The sequence below is a fragment of the Aromatoleum toluolicum genome, assembly GCF_012911005.2.
Taxonomy (GTDB): Bacteria; Pseudomonadota; Gammaproteobacteria; order Burkholderiales; family Rhodocyclaceae; genus Aromatoleum; species Aromatoleum toluolicum.
Map to the genome: position 1 here is coordinate 40,196 of NZ_WTVS01000012.1, position 18,771 is coordinate 58,966.

At 67.6% G+C, this 18,771-nt stretch carries 18 protein-coding genes; 4 read left to right on the plus strand and 14 right to left on the minus strand.

From position 1 onward, the window contains the following. Positions 1 to 3 precede the first annotated feature (3 nt). The 4 genes from GPA27_RS07555 to GPA27_RS07570 all read left to right on the plus strand — a co-directional run bounded on the left by GPA27_RS07555 (position 4) and on the right by GPA27_RS07570 (position 4,295). Entirely contained in the window at positions 4 to 960 is a 957-nt protein-coding gene (locus GPA27_RS07555; RefSeq protein WP_169139115.1) for a chemotaxis protein, read from the plus strand. A 34-nt stretch (positions 961 to 994) separates the two neighbouring features. Beyond that, positions 995 to 1,396 (plus strand): chemotaxis response regulator CheY, encoded by a 402-nt coding sequence (cheY, locus tag GPA27_RS07560; protein ID WP_018991156.1) that lies wholly within the window; start codon positions 995 to 997, stop codon positions 1,394 to 1,396. A 34-nt stretch (positions 1,397 to 1,430) separates the two neighbouring features. Then, complete coding sequence (cheZ, locus tag GPA27_RS07565) at positions 1,431 to 2,303, plus strand: protein phosphatase CheZ (RefSeq protein ID WP_169139117.1); 873 nt, start codon at positions 1,431 to 1,433, stop codon at positions 2,301 to 2,303. 96 nt (positions 2,304 to 2,399) lie between these two features. Beyond that, on the plus strand, positions 2,400 to 4,295 hold the full coding sequence (locus tag GPA27_RS07570) for a chemotaxis protein CheA (RefSeq protein ID WP_211164883.1): 1,896 nt from the start codon (positions 2,400 to 2,402) through the stop codon (positions 4,293 to 4,295). A 94-nt stretch (positions 4,296 to 4,389) separates the two neighbouring features. Here GPA27_RS07570 and tal read toward each other — a convergent pair whose 3' ends face one another. The 14 genes from tal to GPA27_RS07640 all read right to left on the minus strand — a co-directional run bounded on the left by tal (position 4,390) and on the right by GPA27_RS07640 (position 18,691). Beyond that, entirely contained in the window at positions 4,390 to 5,466 is a 1,077-nt protein-coding gene (tal, locus tag GPA27_RS07575; RefSeq protein WP_169139119.1) for a transaldolase, read from the minus strand. Between the two features lie 210 nt (positions 5,467 to 5,676). Next, a complete protein-coding gene (locus GPA27_RS07580) occupies positions 5,677 to 6,477 on the minus strand; it encodes a pseudouridine synthase (protein WP_169139121.1) in 801 nt (266 codons plus the stop codon). Then, a complete protein-coding gene (cysK, locus tag GPA27_RS07585) occupies positions 6,474 to 7,451 on the minus strand; it encodes a cysteine synthase A (RefSeq protein ID WP_169139123.1) in 978 nt (325 codons plus the stop codon). The genes GPA27_RS07580 and cysK overlap by 4 nt, the downstream gene beginning before the upstream one ends. Positions 7,452 to 7,511: 60 nt before the next feature. After that, positions 7,512 to 8,456: a CysB family HTH-type transcriptional regulator gene (locus tag GPA27_RS07590; protein ID WP_169139125.1), complete on the minus strand. Its 945-nt coding sequence runs from the start codon at positions 8,454 to 8,456 to the stop codon at positions 7,512 to 7,514. After that, entirely contained in the window at positions 8,453 to 9,541 is a 1,089-nt protein-coding gene (locus GPA27_RS07595; protein WP_169139127.1) for a sulfate/molybdate ABC transporter ATP-binding protein, read from the minus strand. The genes GPA27_RS07590 and GPA27_RS07595 overlap by 4 nt, the downstream gene beginning before the upstream one ends. Beyond that, complete coding sequence (gene cysW, locus GPA27_RS07600; RefSeq protein WP_169139129.1) at positions 9,538 to 10,458, minus strand: sulfate ABC transporter permease subunit CysW; 921 nt, start codon at positions 10,456 to 10,458, stop codon at positions 9,538 to 9,540. The genes GPA27_RS07595 and cysW overlap by 4 nt, the downstream gene beginning before the upstream one ends. Further along, on the minus strand, positions 10,458 to 11,294 hold the full coding sequence (gene cysT, locus GPA27_RS07605) for a sulfate ABC transporter permease subunit CysT (protein WP_169139131.1): 837 nt from the start codon (positions 11,292 to 11,294) through the stop codon (positions 10,458 to 10,460). The genes cysW and cysT overlap by 1 nt, the downstream gene beginning before the upstream one ends. 266 nt (positions 11,295 to 11,560) lie before the next feature. Then, the gene (locus GPA27_RS07610; protein ID WP_169139133.1) at positions 11,561 to 13,219 is read right to left on the minus strand and encodes a long-chain-fatty-acid--CoA ligase; all 1,659 of its coding nucleotides are present in this window, start codon (positions 13,217 to 13,219) and stop codon (positions 11,561 to 11,563) included. A gap of 159 nt (positions 13,220 to 13,378) precedes the next feature. After that, positions 13,379 to 14,017 carry a thioredoxin family protein gene (locus GPA27_RS07615; protein WP_169139135.1) on the minus strand — a complete coding sequence of 213 codons (639 nt, stop codon included), beginning with the start codon at positions 14,015 to 14,017 and terminating at the stop codon, positions 13,379 to 13,381. A gap of 10 nt (positions 14,018 to 14,027) precedes the next feature. Further along, positions 14,028 to 14,858: an ABC transporter permease gene (locus tag GPA27_RS07620; protein ID WP_169139137.1), complete on the minus strand. Its 831-nt coding sequence runs from the start codon at positions 14,856 to 14,858 to the stop codon at positions 14,028 to 14,030. A 22-nt stretch (positions 14,859 to 14,880) separates the two neighbouring features. Next, positions 14,881 to 15,678, minus strand: coding sequence for an ABC transporter ATP-binding protein (locus tag GPA27_RS07625; RefSeq protein WP_169139139.1), 798 nt, complete (start codon positions 15,676 to 15,678; stop codon positions 14,881 to 14,883). Further along, positions 15,675 to 16,700: an ABC transporter substrate-binding protein gene (locus GPA27_RS07630; RefSeq protein ID WP_169139141.1), complete on the minus strand. Its 1,026-nt coding sequence runs from the start codon at positions 16,698 to 16,700 to the stop codon at positions 15,675 to 15,677. Before GPA27_RS07630 ends, GPA27_RS07625 begins: the two co-directional genes overlap by 4 nt. 254 nt (positions 16,701 to 16,954) lie before the next feature. Continuing rightward, positions 16,955 to 17,638, minus strand: coding sequence for an RBBP9/YdeN family alpha/beta hydrolase (locus GPA27_RS07635; RefSeq protein WP_169139143.1), 684 nt, complete (start codon positions 17,636 to 17,638; stop codon positions 16,955 to 16,957). 42 nt (positions 17,639 to 17,680) lie between these two features. Next, complete coding sequence (locus GPA27_RS07640; protein ID WP_169139145.1) at positions 17,681 to 18,691, minus strand: sulfate ABC transporter substrate-binding protein; 1,011 nt, start codon at positions 18,689 to 18,691, stop codon at positions 17,681 to 17,683. Positions 18,692 to 18,771: the final 80 nt, after the last annotated feature.

Genomic DNA, 18,771 nt, shown 5'->3' on the forward strand with positions numbered 1-18,771 from the left:
GTCATGTCCAGCTACCAGACCGAAGAAAACGGCGTGCTCAACGTCGTCGATGGCCGTACCAGCCTCGCCGGCTCGAACCGCATGGAGATCCTGCTGTTCTCGCTCGGCACCTCGGAGACCTTCGGCATCAACGTGTTCAAGGTCCGCGAGGTGTCGGCCGCGCCCTTCATCACGCGCGCGCCCAACATGCCGGCGGGGGTGGAGGGCCTGATCTCGCTGCGCGGCAACGTTATCCCGGTGCTGGCGCTGGCGAAGATCCTCGGCCTTGCGCGGCCCGGCGATCCGCTCGGCGGGTCGATGATGGTCACCGAATACAGCAAGCGCACGCTCGGCTTCCTCGTGTCCGGGGTCGATCGCATCATCCGCGTCGATTGGGACAAGGTGCGCGCGCCGGACAACATTTCGAGCTCCGTGCATAACTACATCACCGCGATCACCGAGCTGCCCGACGGCAAGCTGGTGTCGATCGTCGATGTCGAGACCGTGCTGGCCACGACCTTCGGCGATGCGGTGGTCGGCAACATCGCGCCGATCCCCGACGGTGAGGACTACGAGGTCTTCTACGTCGACGACTCGGGCGTCGCCCGGCGCAAGATCTCGGAGGTGCTGGACAAGCTGGGAGTGAAGCACAAGCACGCGGTCAATGGCCTGGAGGCCTGGACGCGCCTGCAGGGCATGGCCAGCCACGCGCAGCAGATCGGCCACCGGGTGAGCGACGAGCTCGACCTGATTCTCGTGGATGCCGAGATGCCCGAAATGGATGGATATGTGTTGACGCGCAACATCAAGGCCGACAGCCGCTTCGACGGCATCCCGGTCGTGATGCACTCCTCGCTGTCGTCGGAAGCGAACCGGGCGATGGGAAAGCGGGTCGGTGTGGACGCCTACGTGGCAAAATTCGACGCCGATGCGCTCGCAGACACTCTGCGTCCGCTGCTGACCCGGGGTCATCAAGGCTGACCCGGGTCGTGCGCAAGATTACGGAGATACAAGAATGTCCGACCCCAAGATGAAATTCCTCGTCGTCGACGATTTCTCGACCATGCGCCGCATCGTGCGCAATCTGCTCAAGGAGCTGGGCTTCACCAACGTCGACGAGGCCGAGGATGGCGCCGTCGCCCTGCAGAAGCTCAACAGCGCTCCGTTCGACTTCGTGGTGACGGATTGGAACATGCCCAACATGGACGGGCTGACCTTGTTGCAGACGATCCGCCAGACGCCGCACCTGCGGCACCTCCCGGTGCTGATGGTCACCGCCGAGGCGAAGAAGGAAAACATCATCGCTGCGGCACAGGCCGGCGCCAGCGGCTACATCGTCAAGCCCTTCACCGCGGCGACGATGTCCGAAAAGCTGGAAAAGATCTTCGAAAAAATGGGCAAGAAGGCCACCGCCTGACGGGCGGGAAGAGAGACGATCAGGGAGGCCGATAATGGCGAAGAAGCTGAAACAGGACGAGGTTGGGGATTCGGACGAACTCCAGGCCCTGTTCGACAGCATCGCGAACACGCAGGCGCAGCCGGCACCGGCGGCAGCGCGGGCTGCGCCCGCCCCTGCTGCAGCAGGGAATTCAGGGGGCGACGACGACGAACTGCAGGCGCTGTTCGATTCCGTTGCCGCGGACTTCGAGGCCGGCGCCGTGGCCGCAGAGACTGCCGCGCCCGCCGCATCGGTTGTCGCGCCTGCGCAATCCGAGCACAGCTGCGATGCGGTGTTCACGCGAATCGGACAGATGACACGACAAGTGCACAACACCTTGCGCGAGCTGGGCACCGACGACGGTTTGCAGGATGCGGTGCAGGCGATTCCCGATGCGCGCCAGCGCCTGACCTACATCGCGCAGATGACCGAGCAGGCGGCGAGCCGTGTGCTCAATGCGACCGACATCGCCCAGCCGATCCAGGGGCGTATCCAGTCCGGTGCTGCCGAGCTGCAGGCGCGGTGGGACAAGCTGTTCGCGAACCAGCTGTCGGTCGAGGAGTTCAAGGCGCTGTCCGGCGAAACGCGCAGCTTCCTCGGCGACGTGGTCGAGGGAAGTCGCGCGACCAACGCGCAGCTGATGGAAATCATGATGGCGCAGGATTTCCAGGATCTGACCGGCCAGGTGATCAAGAAGGTCGTCGACCTCGCGCAGAAGCTGGAGACGGAACTCCTGCAGGTGCTGCTCGAGGTGACGCCGGCGGAAAAGCGCGGCGACAAGCACAGCGGGCTGATGAATGGCCCCGTCGTCAGCACCGAGGGCCGCGATGACGTGGTCACGACGCAGGAGCAGGTGGACGACCTGCTGGACAGCCTGGGCTTCTGAACGGTCGCTGCCCGGTTCCGCCGGGCCGGGCACCCCGGATGACTGGGCCGGCGAATGAACGGGGCCGCCGGCCCGCAACAAGTAAGCGAGAACGTGATGAGTGACTTCGCCGGAATGGAAGACCTTCTTCAGGATTTCCTGATCGAGGCGGGAGACCTGCTCTCCGGGGTCGACAACAAGCTCGTGGATCTGGAGCGCTCGCCCGACGACCGCGGCCTGCTCAACGAGATCTTCCGCGGCTTCCACACGATCAAGGGGGGGGCGGGTTTCCTCAACGCGACCGAGCTGGTCACCCTGTGCCACCTGACAGAAAACCTGTTCGACAACCTGCGCAATGGCGAACTCGCCGTGACGCCGGAGATCATGGACGTGATCCTGGCGGCGACGGCGACGGTGCGCGAGATGTTCGCGAGCCTCGAGCAGGGCATGCAGCCGACGGCTGCCGATCCGGACCTGATCGCTCGCCTCAGGCAGGCGATCGCGGGCGAGCTGGTCGCCGGCAGTGCGCATGAGACGACCGCCCCGGCGCAACCGGCGGCGGCTGGCCAGGCGGTGGCCGGCGGCGCTCCCGACTGGGAACTGCTGCACGGCGTCGTCACCGGCGTGGCGCGCGTAGTGCAGCCGGTGCGCGAAGCCGGGCCGGTGGCAGCCGTCGTTGCGGCCGCCCCGACGCGCCCGCCCGAGGAGGTCATCAAGGCGGCGGTGGGCCGCCGCGCGAGCGACAAACCCGGTTCGCAGGTCAGCACGGGCCGCCGCGACGGCGAGAAGCAGCGCGACAACTCGATCCGCGTCGATACGACGCGTCTCGACCAAGTGCTCAACCTGTCGGGCGAGATCGGCCTGACGAAGAACCGCCTGAACGCGCTGCGCAGCGACATCCTCTCCGGCCGCAACGACACCGAGACCCTGCATTCGCTGGATATCGCGGTCAGCCAGCTCGACCTGCTCGTATCCGATCTGCAGAACGCCGTCATGAAGACGCGCATGCAGCCGATCGGGCGCCTGTTCCAGAAGTATCCGCGCATCGCGCGCGACCTCGCCCGCAGCATGGGCAAGGATGTGGAGCTGGTGCTCGCCGGCGAGGAAACCGAGATCGACAAGACCATGATCGAGGATCTCGCCGACCCGATCATCCACCTGATCCGCAACGCGGTCGACCATGGCGTGGAGGATGCGGCGGGGCGGATCGCGGCCGGCAAGCCGGAAAAATCCATCGTGCGCCTCGAGGCGCGCCAGGAAGGCGACCACATCGTGATCCTGGTCGCCGACGACGGACGCGGCATGAACGCCGAGCGCCTGCGCGCCAAGGCGGTCGAGAAGGGGCTCATCACCGACGAAGAGTCCAACTCGATGGACGAGCGTCAGAGCTTCAACCTGGTCTTCCTGCCGGGCTTCTCGATGGCGGCGCAGGTGTCGGACGTGTCGGGTCGCGGTGTCGGCATGGACGTGGTGCGCACCAACATCCAGAAGCTCAACGGCAACATCGAGATCCAGTCGCAACTCGGCAAGGGTACGACCTTCGTGATCAGCCTGCCGCTGACACTGGCGATCCTGCCGGTGTTGCTGGTGCGCCTGGGCGATCAGCCCTTCGCCGTGCCGTTGTCGATGGTGCGCGAGATCCTGCCGATCGAGGCGAAGGAGGTGCAGGAGGTCGGCGGGCGCGCGACGATGGTCGTGCGCGGCGAGGTCCTGCCGATCATGCCGCTGGCAGGGCTGCTGGGCTGGCCGCTCGAGCGCGCGCCGTACTACGGCGTGCTGATGCAGACGGCGGAGATGTCCTTCATCCTCGGCATCGACAGCTTCGCGGGGCGCGAGGATGCGGTGATCAAGTCGCTCGACGACTTCCGCCCGAAGGGCGTCGCCGGGGTGACCACGCTGTCGAATGGCCAGATCGTGCTGATCCTCGACATGAAGGAGCTGCTCGGCAGCGCCGGCGACCAGCGCTGGCTGAGCCGCCTGACGATGATGGCGAAGCAGGTCGCGGCCGCCTGAGCGCCGGACGGCGCGCTAAACGAAAAGCCCGGCGGGAGGCATGGCCTCCGCCGGGCTTTGTCTTGTGGCGGTTGTTGCGTCCGTCGCGCGTGCGTCAGGCAGTGAGTTGCAGCAGCTGCGCGAACGCGTCCTCGAACTGCGCCAGGCCTTCGCGCTGCAGGCGCTCTCCGGCTGCCGTCATGTCCAGGCCCAGGGCGTTCAGCGCGTCGAAGGTCGAGCGCGCGGCGCCGACGTCGTCACCGAGCGTCGCTGCGACCTTGCCGTGGTCGCGCAGCGCCGCGAGCGTTGCGTCGGGCAGGGTATTCACGGTTTCCGGGCCGATCAGCGGCTCGACGTAGAGCAGGTCGCTGTAGGCCGGGTTCTTGGTGCCGGTGCTCGCCCACAGCATGTATTGCGGGCGTGCGCCCAGCGCGCGCAGTTCCGCGAACGCCGTGCCGTGGAAGCGCTTGCGATAGCGCTGGTAGGCAAGCTTCGACATCGCCACGGCAGCCTTGCCGCGCAGGGCGAGCGCATCACCGCCGAGTTCGTCGAGTTGCTTGTCGATGAGGGTGTCGACGCGGGACAGGAACAGGCTCGCGACCGACATCACCTTGCGCACGTCGCCGCCGGCCTGGCGCAGGCGCTGCAGGCCCAGGACGTAGGCGTCGGCAACCGCATCGACGTGGGCGAGGGAGAACATCAACGTCACGTTGACGCTCACGCCGCGGCCGATCAGCAGTTCGATCGCGTCCAGCCCGGCCACGGTCGCCGGCACCTTGATCAGCAGGTTGTCGCGTGCGACGGCCTGTTTCAGGCGAACGCCGGCGGCGACCGTGGCGGCCGCGTCGTGGGCGAGGGCGGGCGACACCTCGAGGCTCACGTAGCCGGCGTTGCCGCCGCTGCGCTCCCACGTGGGGCGCAGCAGGTCGCAGGCGCGCTGCACGTCGGGGATCACGAGGCCTTCGTAGCGCGCCTCGGCATCGAGGGGCTGCGCCTTCAGTGCCGCGAGGTCGTCCTCGTAATAGCGCCCGCCGGCGATGGCCTTGTGGAAGATCGCGGGGTTCGTCGTGACGCCGTCGATGCCGTCCTCGGCGATCATCTTCGCGAGCTGGCCTTCGTTGAGCAGGGTGCGGGAGAGGTTGTCGAGCCAGACTTGCTGACCCTGGGCGCGGACCTGGAGCAGGGGGTTCATGAGCCGGTGTCGTGTTGGTAATCGTGGAGATTCATTGTGCAACGAATCGGTGACCGCCGAAAGACGCCGCTTGCGCGATGCTGTTGCCGGACGTGTCCGTCGCCCATCATCAAGGCGGCAATCCAATGGAGGCGTACGCCCCGAGCGCGCCGACGGGCATGGGCAGGGCGTCGACAGGCTCAGCCCGAACGGGATTTCCTTGCGGCGCGGCTACCAGCTAGCCATTGCTGCTTCCCTCCAGCCGAGTGCATCGAGCACGCGTGCAAAGTCGTCTGCGAGGGGCGTGCGCAGATCCAGCGCTTCCCCGGTGTGCGGATGCGCGAGCTGCATGCGGGTGCAGGCGAGCAGCAGGCGCGAGGTGCCGAAGAGCTGCGCGAACAGGCGGTTGTGCCGCCCCTTGCCGAAGGTCGCGTCGCCGATGATGGGGTGGGAGATGTGCTTCAGGTGGCGGCGGATCTGGTGGCGCCGGCCGGTGGCGGGGCTGAGCTCGACCAGCGCGTAGCGGCTCGTCGGGTAGCGGTCGACCCGGTAGGGCAGTTCGGCGGTGGCGAGGCGACGGACGTGCGTCACGGCGTCCTGCGCGGGGGCCTCCGCCACTGTCTCGGGGCGGCGCTCGGCGTCGTCGAAACGGCGCGTCAGCGGGTGGTCGATGACGCCGTCCGCGGGCGGATGGCCACGCACGACGGCGAGGTAGGTCTTGCGCACGGCCTGCCGTTCGAAGGCCGACGACACCAGGGCGGCCGTCTCGCGGTCGAGCGCGAACAGCAGCACGCCCGAAGTGCCCTTGTCGAGGCGGTGCACGGGGTGCACGTGGCGGCCGATCTGGTCGCGCAGGATCTGCACCGCGAAGCGCTCTTCATGCACGTCGAGGACGGAACGATGGACGAGCAGCCCCGAGGGTTTGTGCACGGCGACGAGGCAGTCGTCGCGGTACAGGATGGGCAGGGTTTCCGCCGCCTGTGCCGCGGGGGCGGACGCCCCCGCGGCAGTCGTCGAAACCGCGTCGCTCAAAGCGCCGCGCCGGTCGCGTCGAACAGGCCTTCGAACAGAATGGAGCTGAGGTAGCGCTCGCCGGAATCCGGCAGGATCACGACGATGGTCTTGCCTGCGTTCTCCGGCCGCTGTGCGAGGCGCGCAGCGACGGCCGCGGCTGCGCCGCAGGAGATGCCCGACAGGATGCCTTCCTCGCGCGCGAGGCGACGGGCGTAGAGGATCGCGTCTTCGTTGCTGACGGTCTCGACCGCGTCGACCAGCGACATGTCGAGCACCTGCGGCACGAAGCCTGCGCCGATGCCCTGGATCTTGTGCGGCGAGGGCTTCAGCGGTTCGCCGGCGCGCGTCTGCGTAAGCACCGGGCTCGCGGTCGGCTCGACGGCAACCGAATGGATCGCCTTGCCCTTGGTCTGCTTGATGTAGCGCGACACGCCGGTGATGGTGCCGCCGGTGCCGACGCCCGACACGAGGATGTCGATCTTGCCGTCGGTGTCGTTCCAGATCTCGGGGCCGGTCGTCGCCTCGTGGATCGCCGGGTTCGCGGGGTTCTTGAACTGCTGCAGCAGCACGTACTTGTTCGGGTCGGACGCCGCGATCTCCTCGGCCTTCGCGATCGCGCCGTTCATGCCCTTCGCGCCTTCGGTCAGGACCAGCTTGGCGCCGTAGGCGACCAGCAGCTTGCGTCGTTCGACGCTCATCGTGTCGGGCATCGTCAGCGTGATGGGAATGCCCCGTGCGGCGGCGACGAATGCCAGCGCGATGCCGGTGTTGCCGCTCGTGGGTTCGACGATTTCCTTGCCGGGGCCCAGCAGGCCACGCTTCTCGGCGTCCCAGATCATCGCTGCGCCGATGCGGCACTTCACGGAATAGGCGGGATTGCGCCCTTCGATCTTGCCCAGCACCGTCGCGGCGGCGCCGTCGGTGATGCGGTTCAGTCTGACCAGCGGCGTCTTGCCGATGGATTCTGCATTATCGTTGTACCAGTTCGACATGTGATGGCTCCTTGGTCCGGAAAACGGAGAATAGCAGGCGCTGGCGCGCGGCGGGCTGCTTCATTCTTCGGCGTGGCCATTGCCCGCCGGGGTGACGCTGCTGCGTACCGTCGCCTCGGTGAGCGTCGGCGAACACATCTCGATGAAGCGGTAGGCGAAACCGCGCAGGTAATGGCCGCGGCGCACGGCGATGCGCGTGGTGTTGGCGGGAAACAGGTGGCTGCTGTCGAGCTGGCGCAGTTCGCCCTCGCGCCCGGGCTGGAAGGCCATCGACGCGACGATGCCCACGCCCAGGCCCAGTTCGACATAGGTCTTGATGACGTCCGCGTCCATCGCCGACATCGCGACGTCCGGCAACAGCCCCGCGGCGGCAAAGGCGCGGTCGATGATGGAGCGCCCGGTGAAGCCTTCGTGGTAGGTGATCAGCGGGTATTCGGCGATCGCCTCGAGCGTGAGCGGTGTTGCGTTGTCGAGCGGATGGCCGGCGGGCACGATCACCGAGTGATGCCAGGAGTAGTAAGGGAAGGACGCCAGTTCGGGCACATCCGAGAGCGCCTCGGTCGCGATGCCGATGTCGGCCTGCCCGTCCAGCAGCATCGATACGATCTCCTCGGGGCTGCCCTGATGCAGCTTGAGGAGTACCTTGGGGTAAGCCTTCTTGAACTCGGTCACCACCTGGGGCAGCGCGTAGCGCGCCTGCGTGTGCGTGGTCACGACCGTCAGGCGGCCTTCGTCGCGGTTGCTGTACTGCTCGGCCAGGCGCTTGATGTTGCCGGCGTCGAGCAGCATGCGCTCGACCATCACGACGAGCTCGCGGCCCGGATCGGTGAGGCCGAGCAGGCGTTTGCCCTTGCGTACGAAGAGCTCGACGCCGAGCTCGTCCTCGAGGTCCTTGATGTGCTTGGAGACGCCCGACTGCGACGTGAATAAGGCGTTGGCGACCTCGGTGAGATTGAAATTGCGGCGCACCGTCTCGCGGATGATGCGTAGCTGCTGGAAATTCATGCGCTTGCTCCGATGGCGTCGTTGCGCTGGAAGACTTTCAGGCGCGAGGGTAGCAGACGCACGGTCTGCCCCTCGGCGAGGGCGAGTTCGGTGACGCGCTGCTGCGTCAATTCGACCTCGAAATGCTGGCCGGTCGCTCCGTTCAGGCCGTCGAGCTCGACGCGCACGGTGACGCCGAAGGCAAGGATGCGCGTGATGCGCGCCGCGACGCCGGTGTCGGCATGCGCGTCGGGAACGAGGTCCAGTTCGTGCGGGCGTGCGAAGGCGATGACTTCCGAGCCGGTGTCGAAATCCTGCGGCGAATGCGGAAGCACGTCCTCGCCGACACGCAGATTGCCACCGTCGACGCGGCCGTGGAAGAAGTTCACCGACCCGAGGAAGCCGTAGACGAAGGGTGTGGCGGGCTGGCGATAGACCTCCTCCGGCGTGCCGATCTGTTCGACGTGGCCGCGGTCCATGAGGACGACGCGATCGGCCACTTCCAGCGCTTCCTCCTGGTCGTGCGTGACGAAGATCGACGTGATGTGCAGCTCGTCGTGCAGCTTCCTCAGCCAGCGGCGCAGCTCCTTGCGCACCTTCGCGTCGAGTGCGCCGAAGGGTTCGTCGAGCAGCAGCACACGCGGCTCCACCGCAAGCGCGCGGGCGAGCGCGATGCGCTGGCGCTGGCCACCCGAAAGTTGCGAGGGGAAGCGGTCGGCGAGCCATTCGAGCTGCACGAGGGCGAGCAGCTCCTCGACCTTCGCGCGGATCGCCTTCTCCGACGGGCGCTGATCGCGCGGCTTCATGCGCATGCCGAAGGCGACGTTGTCGAACACGTTCATGTGGCGGAACAGCGCGTAGTGCTGGAACACGAAGCCGACCTGGCGTTCGCGCACATGCGTGCGCGAGGCGTCGGCCCCGTCCAGCAGCACCTGTCCGGCGTCGGCCTGTTCCAGGCCGGCGATGACTCGGAGGAGCGTCGTCTTGCCGCAGCCCGACGGCCCCAGCAAGGCGACCAGCTCGCCGGTGGGAAAGTCGAGCGAGACGTCGTCCAGCGCGACGAAGTTGCCGAAGGTCTTGCAGATGTTCCTGACCTGAATGCTCATGATGCAGCGTCCTGATGGGCTTCTCGTGATTGATTCCCGCCGCTGGCGCGGTGCTCGACCCAGGTCTTGACCGCCAGGGTCACGAGGGCGAGCAGGGCAAGCAGCGAGGCCACCGCGAAGGCGGCGGCGAACTGGTATTCGTTGTAAAGGATCTCCACGTGCAGCGGCAGCGTGTTGGTCTGGCCGCGGATGTGGCCGGAAACCACCGAAACGGCGCCGAACTCGCCCATCGCCCGCGCGTTGCACAGGATCACGCCGTACAACAGGCCCCACTTGATGTTCGGCAGCGTCACATACCAGAAGGTCTGCCAGCCGTTCGCGCCGAGCACGATTGCGGCTTCCTCCTCCTCGCGCCCCTGCGCCTGCATCAGTGGAATCAGCTCGCGCGCGACGAAGGGGAAAGTCACGAACACGGTCGCGAGCACGATGCCGGGGACGGCGAAGATGATCTTGATGTCGTATTCCGCGAGCCATGGACCGAGCCAGCCTTGCGCGCCGAAGATCAGTACGTAGATCAGGCCGGCGATCACGGGCGATACCGAGAAGGGCAGGTCGATCAGCGTGATGAGGAGATGCTTGCCGCGGAATTCGAACTTCGCGATCGCCCATGCGGCGCTTACGCCGAACACCAGGTTGAGCGGAACGGATATCGCGGCCGCGGTGAGGGTGAGCTTGATCGCCCACAGCGCATCTTCATGGATCAGGGCGCTCCAGTAGGTTTCCCAGCCTTTGCGCAGCGCTTCGACGAAGACCGCGACCAGCGGCATCAGCAGGAACACCGCGAAGAAGGTCAGCGAGATGCCGAGAATGGTCCATTTGACCCATGGCACCTCGCGTGTGGCCTCCCGGGATTCGAAGCGGATGGCGGCGTCGCCCCGCGGAGCCGCAGTCCAGTTGAGTGTCGTTGCGGCAGACATCAGCGGTCTCTCCCCGTGCGTTTCGCGGTCCATGCCTGCAGGCCGTTGATCAGGAGCAGGAGCAGGAAGGACAGGACCAGCATCACGACGGCGATCGCGGTCGCGCCGGCATAGTCGTATTGCTCCAGCTTGGTGATGATCATCAGCGGCGTGATCTCCGACACCATCGGGATGTTGCCGGCGATGAAGATGACCGAGCCGTATTCGCCCACTGCGCGCGCGAAGGCCAGGGCGAAGCCGGTCAGCAGCGCGGGCAGCAGCACCGGCAGGATCACGTGGCGGAAAATCTGCCAGCGCTGTGCCCCCAGGCTGGCGGCGGCTTCCTCCAGTTCGGTGTCGAGGTCCTCGAGGATGGGCTGAACGGTGCGCACTACGAAGGGAAGGCCGATGAAGACCAGCGCGACCAGCACGCCCAGCGGCTTGAACGCCACCTGGATCCCCAGCGGATCGAGGTATTGCCCGATCCAGCCGTTCTTGGCGTACAGCGCAGTGAGCGCGATGCCGGCGACCGCCGTGGGCAGCGCGAAGGGCAGGTCGATGAGAGCATCGATGAAGCGTTTGCCCGGGAAGCTGTAGCGCACCAGCGACCACGCCAGCATCAGGCCGAAGACGGCGTTGATAGTGGCGGCGGCGAGCGACACGCCAAAGGACAGCCGGTAGGTCGCGACGACGCGCGGTGCGCTGATCACGTTCCAGAATTCGGCGGCGCTGAGGCTGGCGCTCTTGAGGAATACCGCCGCGAGCGGCAGCAGCACGATCAGCGAGAGGTAGGCGAGGGTGCAGCCGAGCGTCAGGTGGAAACCCGGCAGCACCCGGAAGGTCCGGCTGGCGCTCATATATTGGCGCTCCATATGCATTTCATGAATCAAGTCTATGCGCGCCGTTTGTGCTCGCTAAATAATAAAAAACGGGCTGGTTATTCGAATTCCTGCGAAGGGCGTCCGGCGCCTCTTATGCCGGTCCGTCTCTCCATGTGCGTTGTGGGCCATCCGCTGCTTCCCGCCGGACCGGAACTGTGCCGACCTGCGGCAATCCCGCCTTCGACCGGTTGGTCGCCCGCGTCCCGGCTGCCCGTGCTGCGCGGGACGCGTGCCGCAGGCAGTTACCGTGGCGGGGCAACGGCGGCCGGCTGCGATTGCCAGCGGTAGGTGCGGAAGCGCTCGCGCAGTGCGAGTTTGTTGATCTTGCCGGTGGCCGTGTGCGGAATCTCGTCCACCACGACGAGGTCGTCGGGCAACCACCAGTGCGCGATCTTGCCGTCGTAGAAGGCGCGCATCGCATTGCGGTCGAGTCCCGCGCCGGGCTTCAGCACCACCGCCATCAGCGGCCGCTCGTCCCACTTCGGATGCGGCACGGCGACCGCCGCCGCTTCGGCGACGGCCGGATGCGAGGCGAGGATGTTCTCCAGCTCGATCGAACTGATCCACTCGCCGCCGGACTTGATCACGTCCTTGGCGCGGTCGGTGATCTGCATGTAGCCGCCTGCGTCGATGGTCGCGACGTCGCCGGTGCGGAACCAGCCGTCGGCGGTGAAGCCGTCGCCTTCCTCGCGCCCGTGATACTGGCGCAGCGCCCACGGCGCGCGCACCACCAGTTCGCCGAAGGATTCGCCGTCGTGCGGCAGCGGCTGGCCGTCGTCGTCGAGGATCGCCAGCTCCATCCCCGGCAGCGGCCGCCCCTGCGTGAGTCCTTGCGCCTCGCGCCGTTCGGGCGCGAGCGTCGCCTCGTCGGCGCGTGGCACATTCACGGTGCCGATCGGCGACAGCTCGGTCATGCCCCACGTCCGCAGCACGTCGACGCCGTGACGGGCGAAGGACTCCGCCATTGCCGGTGGACAGGCCGAGCCGCCGATCGCCAGACGGCGCAGGCGCCCGAGCCCGCCGCCATGCTGCGCGAGATGCTGCAGCAGGCCGGCCCACACCGTCGGCACCCCGTTCGAGAAGCTGACGTCCTCGTCGACGATCAGCCGGTGCAGCGACGCGCCGTCGAGCAGCGGCCCCGGCAGCACCAGGCGTGCGCCCGTGAGCGCCGCGATGTAGGGCAGGCCCCAGGCATTGACGTGGTACATCGGCACCACCGGCATCACGGCGTCGCGCGCGGAGATACCGAAACTGTCGGGCAGGGCGCAGGCGTAGGCGTGCAGCACCGTCGAGCGGTGGCTGTACAGCACGCCCTTCGGGTTGCCGGTCGTGCCGGACGTGTAGCACAGGCTCGATGCCGTGTTCTCGTCAAGCTGCGGCCACGCGTAGTGTTCCGAGTGGCGATGCACGAGATCCTCGTAGGCGAGCAGCTCGCGCGGGAAGTTCGCGGGCAGGTGTTCGCGGCTGGTCATCTGCACGAAGTGCGTCACCTGCGGCAGCTTGTGCGCGATGCGTGCGACGATGTCCGCGAAGGTGGCGTCGAAGAACAGCACCTGCGCGTCGGCATGCGCGAGGATCCAGGCGATCTGGTCATCGAAGAGGCGCGGATTCACCGTGTGGCACACCGCGCCGCTGCCGGCCACGGCGTAGTACAGCTCGAGGTGACGATGCGTGTTCCACGCGAGCGTCGCGACGCGGTCGCCCTGGCGCACGCCCAGGTGCGCGAGCGCATTGGCCAGCTGGCGGGCCCGGCGGTGGGTTTCGGGCCAGGTCGTGCGGTGCAGCGGGCCGTGCGGGTCTTCGGCGAGCCGGCTGACGATCGTGGTATCGCCGTGATTGCGGTCGGCATGGGAGATCAGGCCGGAAATCAGCAGCGGCAGCTGCATCATCAATCCCTGCATCGTGGAAAGCTCCTGTGTGCGTCGAATGGAATGGGAATGGGAATGGAAACGGAAATGGGAATGGGACGAACGCGCGCGCACGGGCGGCGAGCGCCGCGGCGCAGTGCGGGTGGCGGGGAATTTCGCGGTGCGCGCCGCTTGCGCGGGGGTGCATCCCGGTCAGTGTCCGGCGGCCGGCGTGCGCGGCTGGAACGGCGCGTCCTCGTAGCCGCCGTCGCGCACGTAGCGCGCCAGACGCAGCCACTCGGCGGTCGGCCAGCGGCTGCCCGGCTGGCGCGCCACGGCGATGCCGTCGAGGTCGTAGAACACCACGGTCGGGAGCGCGAACACGTGCTGCGCGTTGGCGAACGCGGCCAGCGTCGTCGTGCCGCCGTCGAAGTCGCGCAGCGCCACCGGCTCGTCGGCGCGCAGGCTGACCGGCACGAAGTGGGCACGCAACTCGCGCTGCAGCGCGGGATCGCGGAAGGTCGAGGCCTTCACGCGTGCGCATTCGCCGCAGCCGTCCATCTCATACAGCACCGCGACCCCCTTGCGTCCGGCGCGGCGCGCGTCGGCGAGCGCGGTGGCGAGGTCGGCGCTCGGAGCGAAGAGGGGCGCGTCCGGCGCTGAGCGTCCCCCCGCCGCGTATGCGCCGCCCCAGCCGAACAGCAGGGCCAGCGCGAACAGCAGCAGGCCGGCCAGCGCCCACCACAACTGGCGCGCAACGTAGCGTTCCTTGTCTTCCTCGTCGTCCGGGCGGGGTGTTTCGGACATGACGGCAGTCCCCGGAAAATCGTGCTTGCGCAGAAAGGTGCTCATCGCCGCCCCCTCAGCGCAGCCAGAACAGCGCACGTGCCCGGACCCGCTCGAGCACGGTCATCGCTGCCCAGGTCACGACGCCGGTGTACAGGATGCCTGCCACCATGCGCGGGTAGTCGGCGAAGTCCGCGTAGTATTGGACGAAGCGACCGAGGCCCGCGTTCGCGCCGAAGAGCTCGGCAACGGTCAGCAGGATGAAGCCGAAGCCCAGGCCCACCGCCATCCCCGAGAAGATGTGCGGCAGGCTCGCGGGAAAGACCACCTTGCGCAGGTATTCGAGGCGGGAAAAGCCCAGCACCGCGGCGTTGTCGCGATGCCGCCCCTCCACAGCGTGCGCACCGGCGACCGTATTCTGGAACACCGGCCAGAAGGCGCCGACGAACACGACGAAGGTCGCCGACAGGTGGAAGGTCGGCAGCACCGCGATCGCGTAAGGGATGTAGACGGTCGGCGGCACGGGCGCCGCGACCTTCGCGAAGGGGAAGAACGCCCGCCCCAGTCGCGGCGACGTGCCCGCGACGAGACCCAGCCCGACACCGCCGACGACCGCGAGCGCGAAGCCGGGCAGCAGGATCAGCAGCGACGACCAGGTCCCCGTGAACAGCTCCGGCAGCGACTGCCATAGCGCGTCGAGCACCACCACGGGGGGCGGCAGCAGCGGATTGCCCTGCCCGGCGATCAGGCTGGCGATGCCCTGCCACGCGGCGATCAGCGCCAGCCATAGCAGCCAGGGTTCCCACGCGAAGGCGAGTCGGGCTGAGCGCGTGGCCCCAGCGTCGGCGTCGTCCCGCGTGTCCGCCGGCGCCGACACAGCGTCGAGCGTCGAAGTTTCGGAAATCATGAATGGTTCTCCAGATGACGGTTCAGGCCGCCGCAAGGCGGGCCAGCGTGTCCGCGTCGAGCGCCTCGGCGATCGATTCGCGCAGTGCGTGGAAGCGGTGTTCGCCGAACAGCGCCGCGCGCGAGCGCGGACGCTCGAAGGGCACCGCGAAGTCCGTGATGACCCGCCCCGGCGAGGCTCCCAGCACCGGGACGCGGTCGGCGAGCAGCAGAGCCTCGTCGACGTCGTGCGTCACGAACACCACGGTTGGCCGCGGCGCGCGCCCCTGCCACAGCTCGACCAGCAGATCCTGCAGACGAGCGCGGTTGACCGGATCCAGCGCCCCGAAGGGCTCGTCCATCAGCAGGAAGGGCGATTCCAGCGCCAGCGCGCGGGCGATCGCCGCCCGTTGCTGCATGCCGCCGGACAGCTCGAACGGGTAGCTCTCCGCGACGCCCGGCAGACCTACGCGCTCGAGGTAGTCGGCTGCCCGCACGCGCGCCGCCGTGCGGGCAATCCCCGGCCGCGCCTTGCGCACGCCCTCGGCGACGTTGTCGACCACGCGCATCCACGGAAACAGCGCATAGTTCTGGAACACCACCGCCCGCTCGACGTCCGGCCCGGCGACTGGCCGATCGCCGGCGAACACGCGCCCGCTTTCGGGCCGTTCGAGGCCCGCGATCAGGCGCAGCAGAGTGCTCTTGCCCGAACCACTGGGGCCCAGCAGGGCGAGGAAGTTGCCTTCCTCCACCGCGAGGTCGATGCCGTCGAGCACCGTCGTCCCGCCGTAGCCGAAACGCAGCCGCTCCAGGCGCAAGGCCGCAGTCGTCGCGTCGCTCACAGCTGGTTCCTCGTCGGTTCGCTCTTCAGGCGCGTCTGCCAGAACGCGTCGCGCGGGTTCTCCTTCGCGAGGCTGTCGAGTGCCTTGCGGTAGGGCGTCAGCTCGAAGATCGGCGCCAGCGGGCGCGTGCCGTCGACCACTTCCGAGCTCACCAGCGTCGTCCAGAACTTCTGCGTGCCCTGCACGTTGGGGTCGGTCGACTGGTCCAGATGGGCCGAGTAGTAGCCCTGTTCCAGCACGTCGCGATCGAGCTTCACGTACTTCTGGATCGCGTCGATGGTTTCCGTCCTGCGCTCCGCCGCGAACTTCTCCGCCTTCAGGATCGCGCGCAGGAAGCGCACGTGCGTGTCGCCCTGCTTGAGCTTGTCCGAGGTCACGACGATGCGGCAGCACGGATGCCCCGGCTGCAGCTCGGACGAACGCACGACGATCTTCAGCCCCTGCCGCTCGGCGCGGATGTCGTGCGGTCCCCACACCACCCCCGCGTCGACCTGGCCGGATTTCACCGCCTCTATCACCGCGGGCGGATTCTTCAGTTCGAAGATCTTCAGGTCGCTCTTCCAGTCGATCTTCTCGTCGTGCAGCGCGCCGCGCAGCACCGCATCGCCCGTCGCCAGCCGCACCGTCGCGACCTTCTTGCCGCGCAGGTCGCCGATGTTGCGGATCGACGCCGCCTTTTCGGGCGTCACGACCAGCGCCGCATCGAGCCCCATGATGCCGCCGATCACCTTCAGGTCGGCCCCCTTCGCGTAGTGCGCGAGCGGCGCGGTGGTGCCGAAGGCGCCCACGTCGAGCTTGCCGGCGGTGACGGCATTGAGCCCGTCGGCCGAGTTCTGGAACTCAATCAGCTCGACGTCCAGCCCCTCCTGTTTGAACAGGCCGTATTCCTTGGCGACGAAGAACTTGGCGTGGCCGGTGACCGGAAGGTAGCCCACCTTCAGGCTCTCCGCATGCGCGAGACTGGTTGCGCCAAGCAGCGACAGCGCGAGGAGGCCGGCGCGTGCGATTCGAGATGGATGCATTGGAATTCTCCCTGGGCGATGTGCGACGTCCGCGGCCCGCGCCTCATGCGCTGCCGCCGTCCTATGCACAAAATCTACGCGGCAGCGGCGCGCCGACGAACCAAGAAAAATTCGGATGTATTGCAGCGGGGAAGAAATACGGTGCTTATCGTCGGATGCGATAAGCACATGCGGCACGGCGCCCGCCGTCGTCCGGACCGAAGTCCGTCCGCGGGCGGGCGCCGCTGCTGCCGGGGGCGAGGGGACGGGAAGAGCTAGTCCGGATCGCCGGGCCGCAGATCGAGCGAACTGCGGGTGTGATGGCGCAGGCGTGCGAGTGCGCTGCGTCGGCCCTTGTGTGACTCGCGCCGACCGGAGATTGCGCCCAGCGGCAGATCCTCGTGGGCCTGCTGCATGCCTTCGAGCAGGTCGTGGCAGTAGGGCCAGGCACCGAAGCCGGAGTCGACGTTGATGTGCCCGGCCGCACCGACGTTGATGAAGCGCGCCCCCCAGCGGTCGGCCCAGTAGGCGGCGACCGTCAGCCGCACCCAGGGGTCGTTGGTACTGGCGATCACCGCACAGGGAAAGCCGAGCTGCCCCTGCGGCAGCCACGGCCCGAGGTCGTCGATCGGCCCCGCCGTTTCCTCCTGCAGTCCGAGCGGGCCGAAGCGTGCCGGATCGGCCGGCGCGACGAGCAGCGCCCCGGCGACCCGCTCGGGCCGGTCGGCCGCCGCGACCACGCTCGCCAGGCAGCCGAAGCTGTGCGCGACGAGCCATACCGCGTGCGTCGACTCGTCGATTTCGCGCCGCACCGCCGCCGCCCAGCGCGCCAGCACGGGCGCTTCCCAGTCGACGCCGCGCACGCGCCGCGCGTCCGGCAAGCGCTGTTCCAGCCACGTCTGCCAGTGGTCCGGCCCGCTGCCGTGGAAACCCGGCACGATCAGCGTCGTGTGTCGCATGCGCGGCTCTCCGTGCGCTTTTCGTCAGTAGTGATGCGCGGTTCAGCGCGTGAAGAGCTGGTCGAACACGCCGCCGTCATCGAAGTGCGCCTTCTGCGTCTTCGCCCAGCCGCCGAACAGGCCGTCGATCGTGAAGGTCTTCAGCTTCGGAAAGCGCGCCACGTCCTTAGCGTCGGCCAGCTCCGGCTTCACCGGGCGGTAGTAATGCTGCGCCGCGATCTTCTGCCCGACCGGCGAGTACAGATATTCCACGTACGCCTTCGCCACGTCCGCCGTGCCGCGCTTCGCCGCGACGCCGTCGACCACGGTGACCGGCGGCTCCGCGAGGATCGACACCGACGGCACCACGATCTCGAACTTGTCCGGGCCCAGCTCATTCACCGACAGGAAGGCCTCGTTCTCCCACGCCAGCAGTACGTCGCCGATGCCACGCTGCACGAAGGTGTTGGTCGCGCCGCGCGCGCCTGAATCGAGTACCGGCACGTGCTTGAACAACTGGGTCACGAACTCCTTCGCCTTCGCCTCGTTGCCGCCCGGCTGCTGCAGTGCGTAGCCCCACGCCGCGAGGTAGTTCCAGCGCGCGCCGCCCGAGGTCTTCGGGTTCGGCGTGATCACCTCCACGCCCGGCTTCACCAGGTCGCCCCAGTCCTTGATGCCTTTCGGATTACCCTTGCGCACGAGGAACACGATCGTCGACGTGTAGGGCGAGCTGTTGTGCGACAGGCGCTTCTGCCAGTCGGCGGGAAACTTGTTCGTCTTCGCGGAGATCACGTCGATGTCGTAGGCCAGCGCCAGCGTCACGACGTCCGCCTCCAGCCCATCGATCACCGCCCGCGCCTGCTTGCCCGAGCCGCCGTGCGACTGCTTGATCGTCACGTCCTGGCCGGTCTTCGCCTTCCAGTACTTCGCGAATTCGGGGTTGAAGGCCTGGTACAGCTCGCGCGTCGGATCGTAGGACACGTTGAGCAGCGTCGTCTCGGCCTGCGCGCTGCCAATCAGGCCGGCGGTGAGTGCGAGCGCCAGCAGGCTGCGGCGGATGAGGCTGGTCGTCATGGTGCTTTCTCCCTTGAATGGAATTCGATGGAGAAAATCTACCGTTGCGCGCTTGGAACCTGAACCAAGAAAATCTGGAA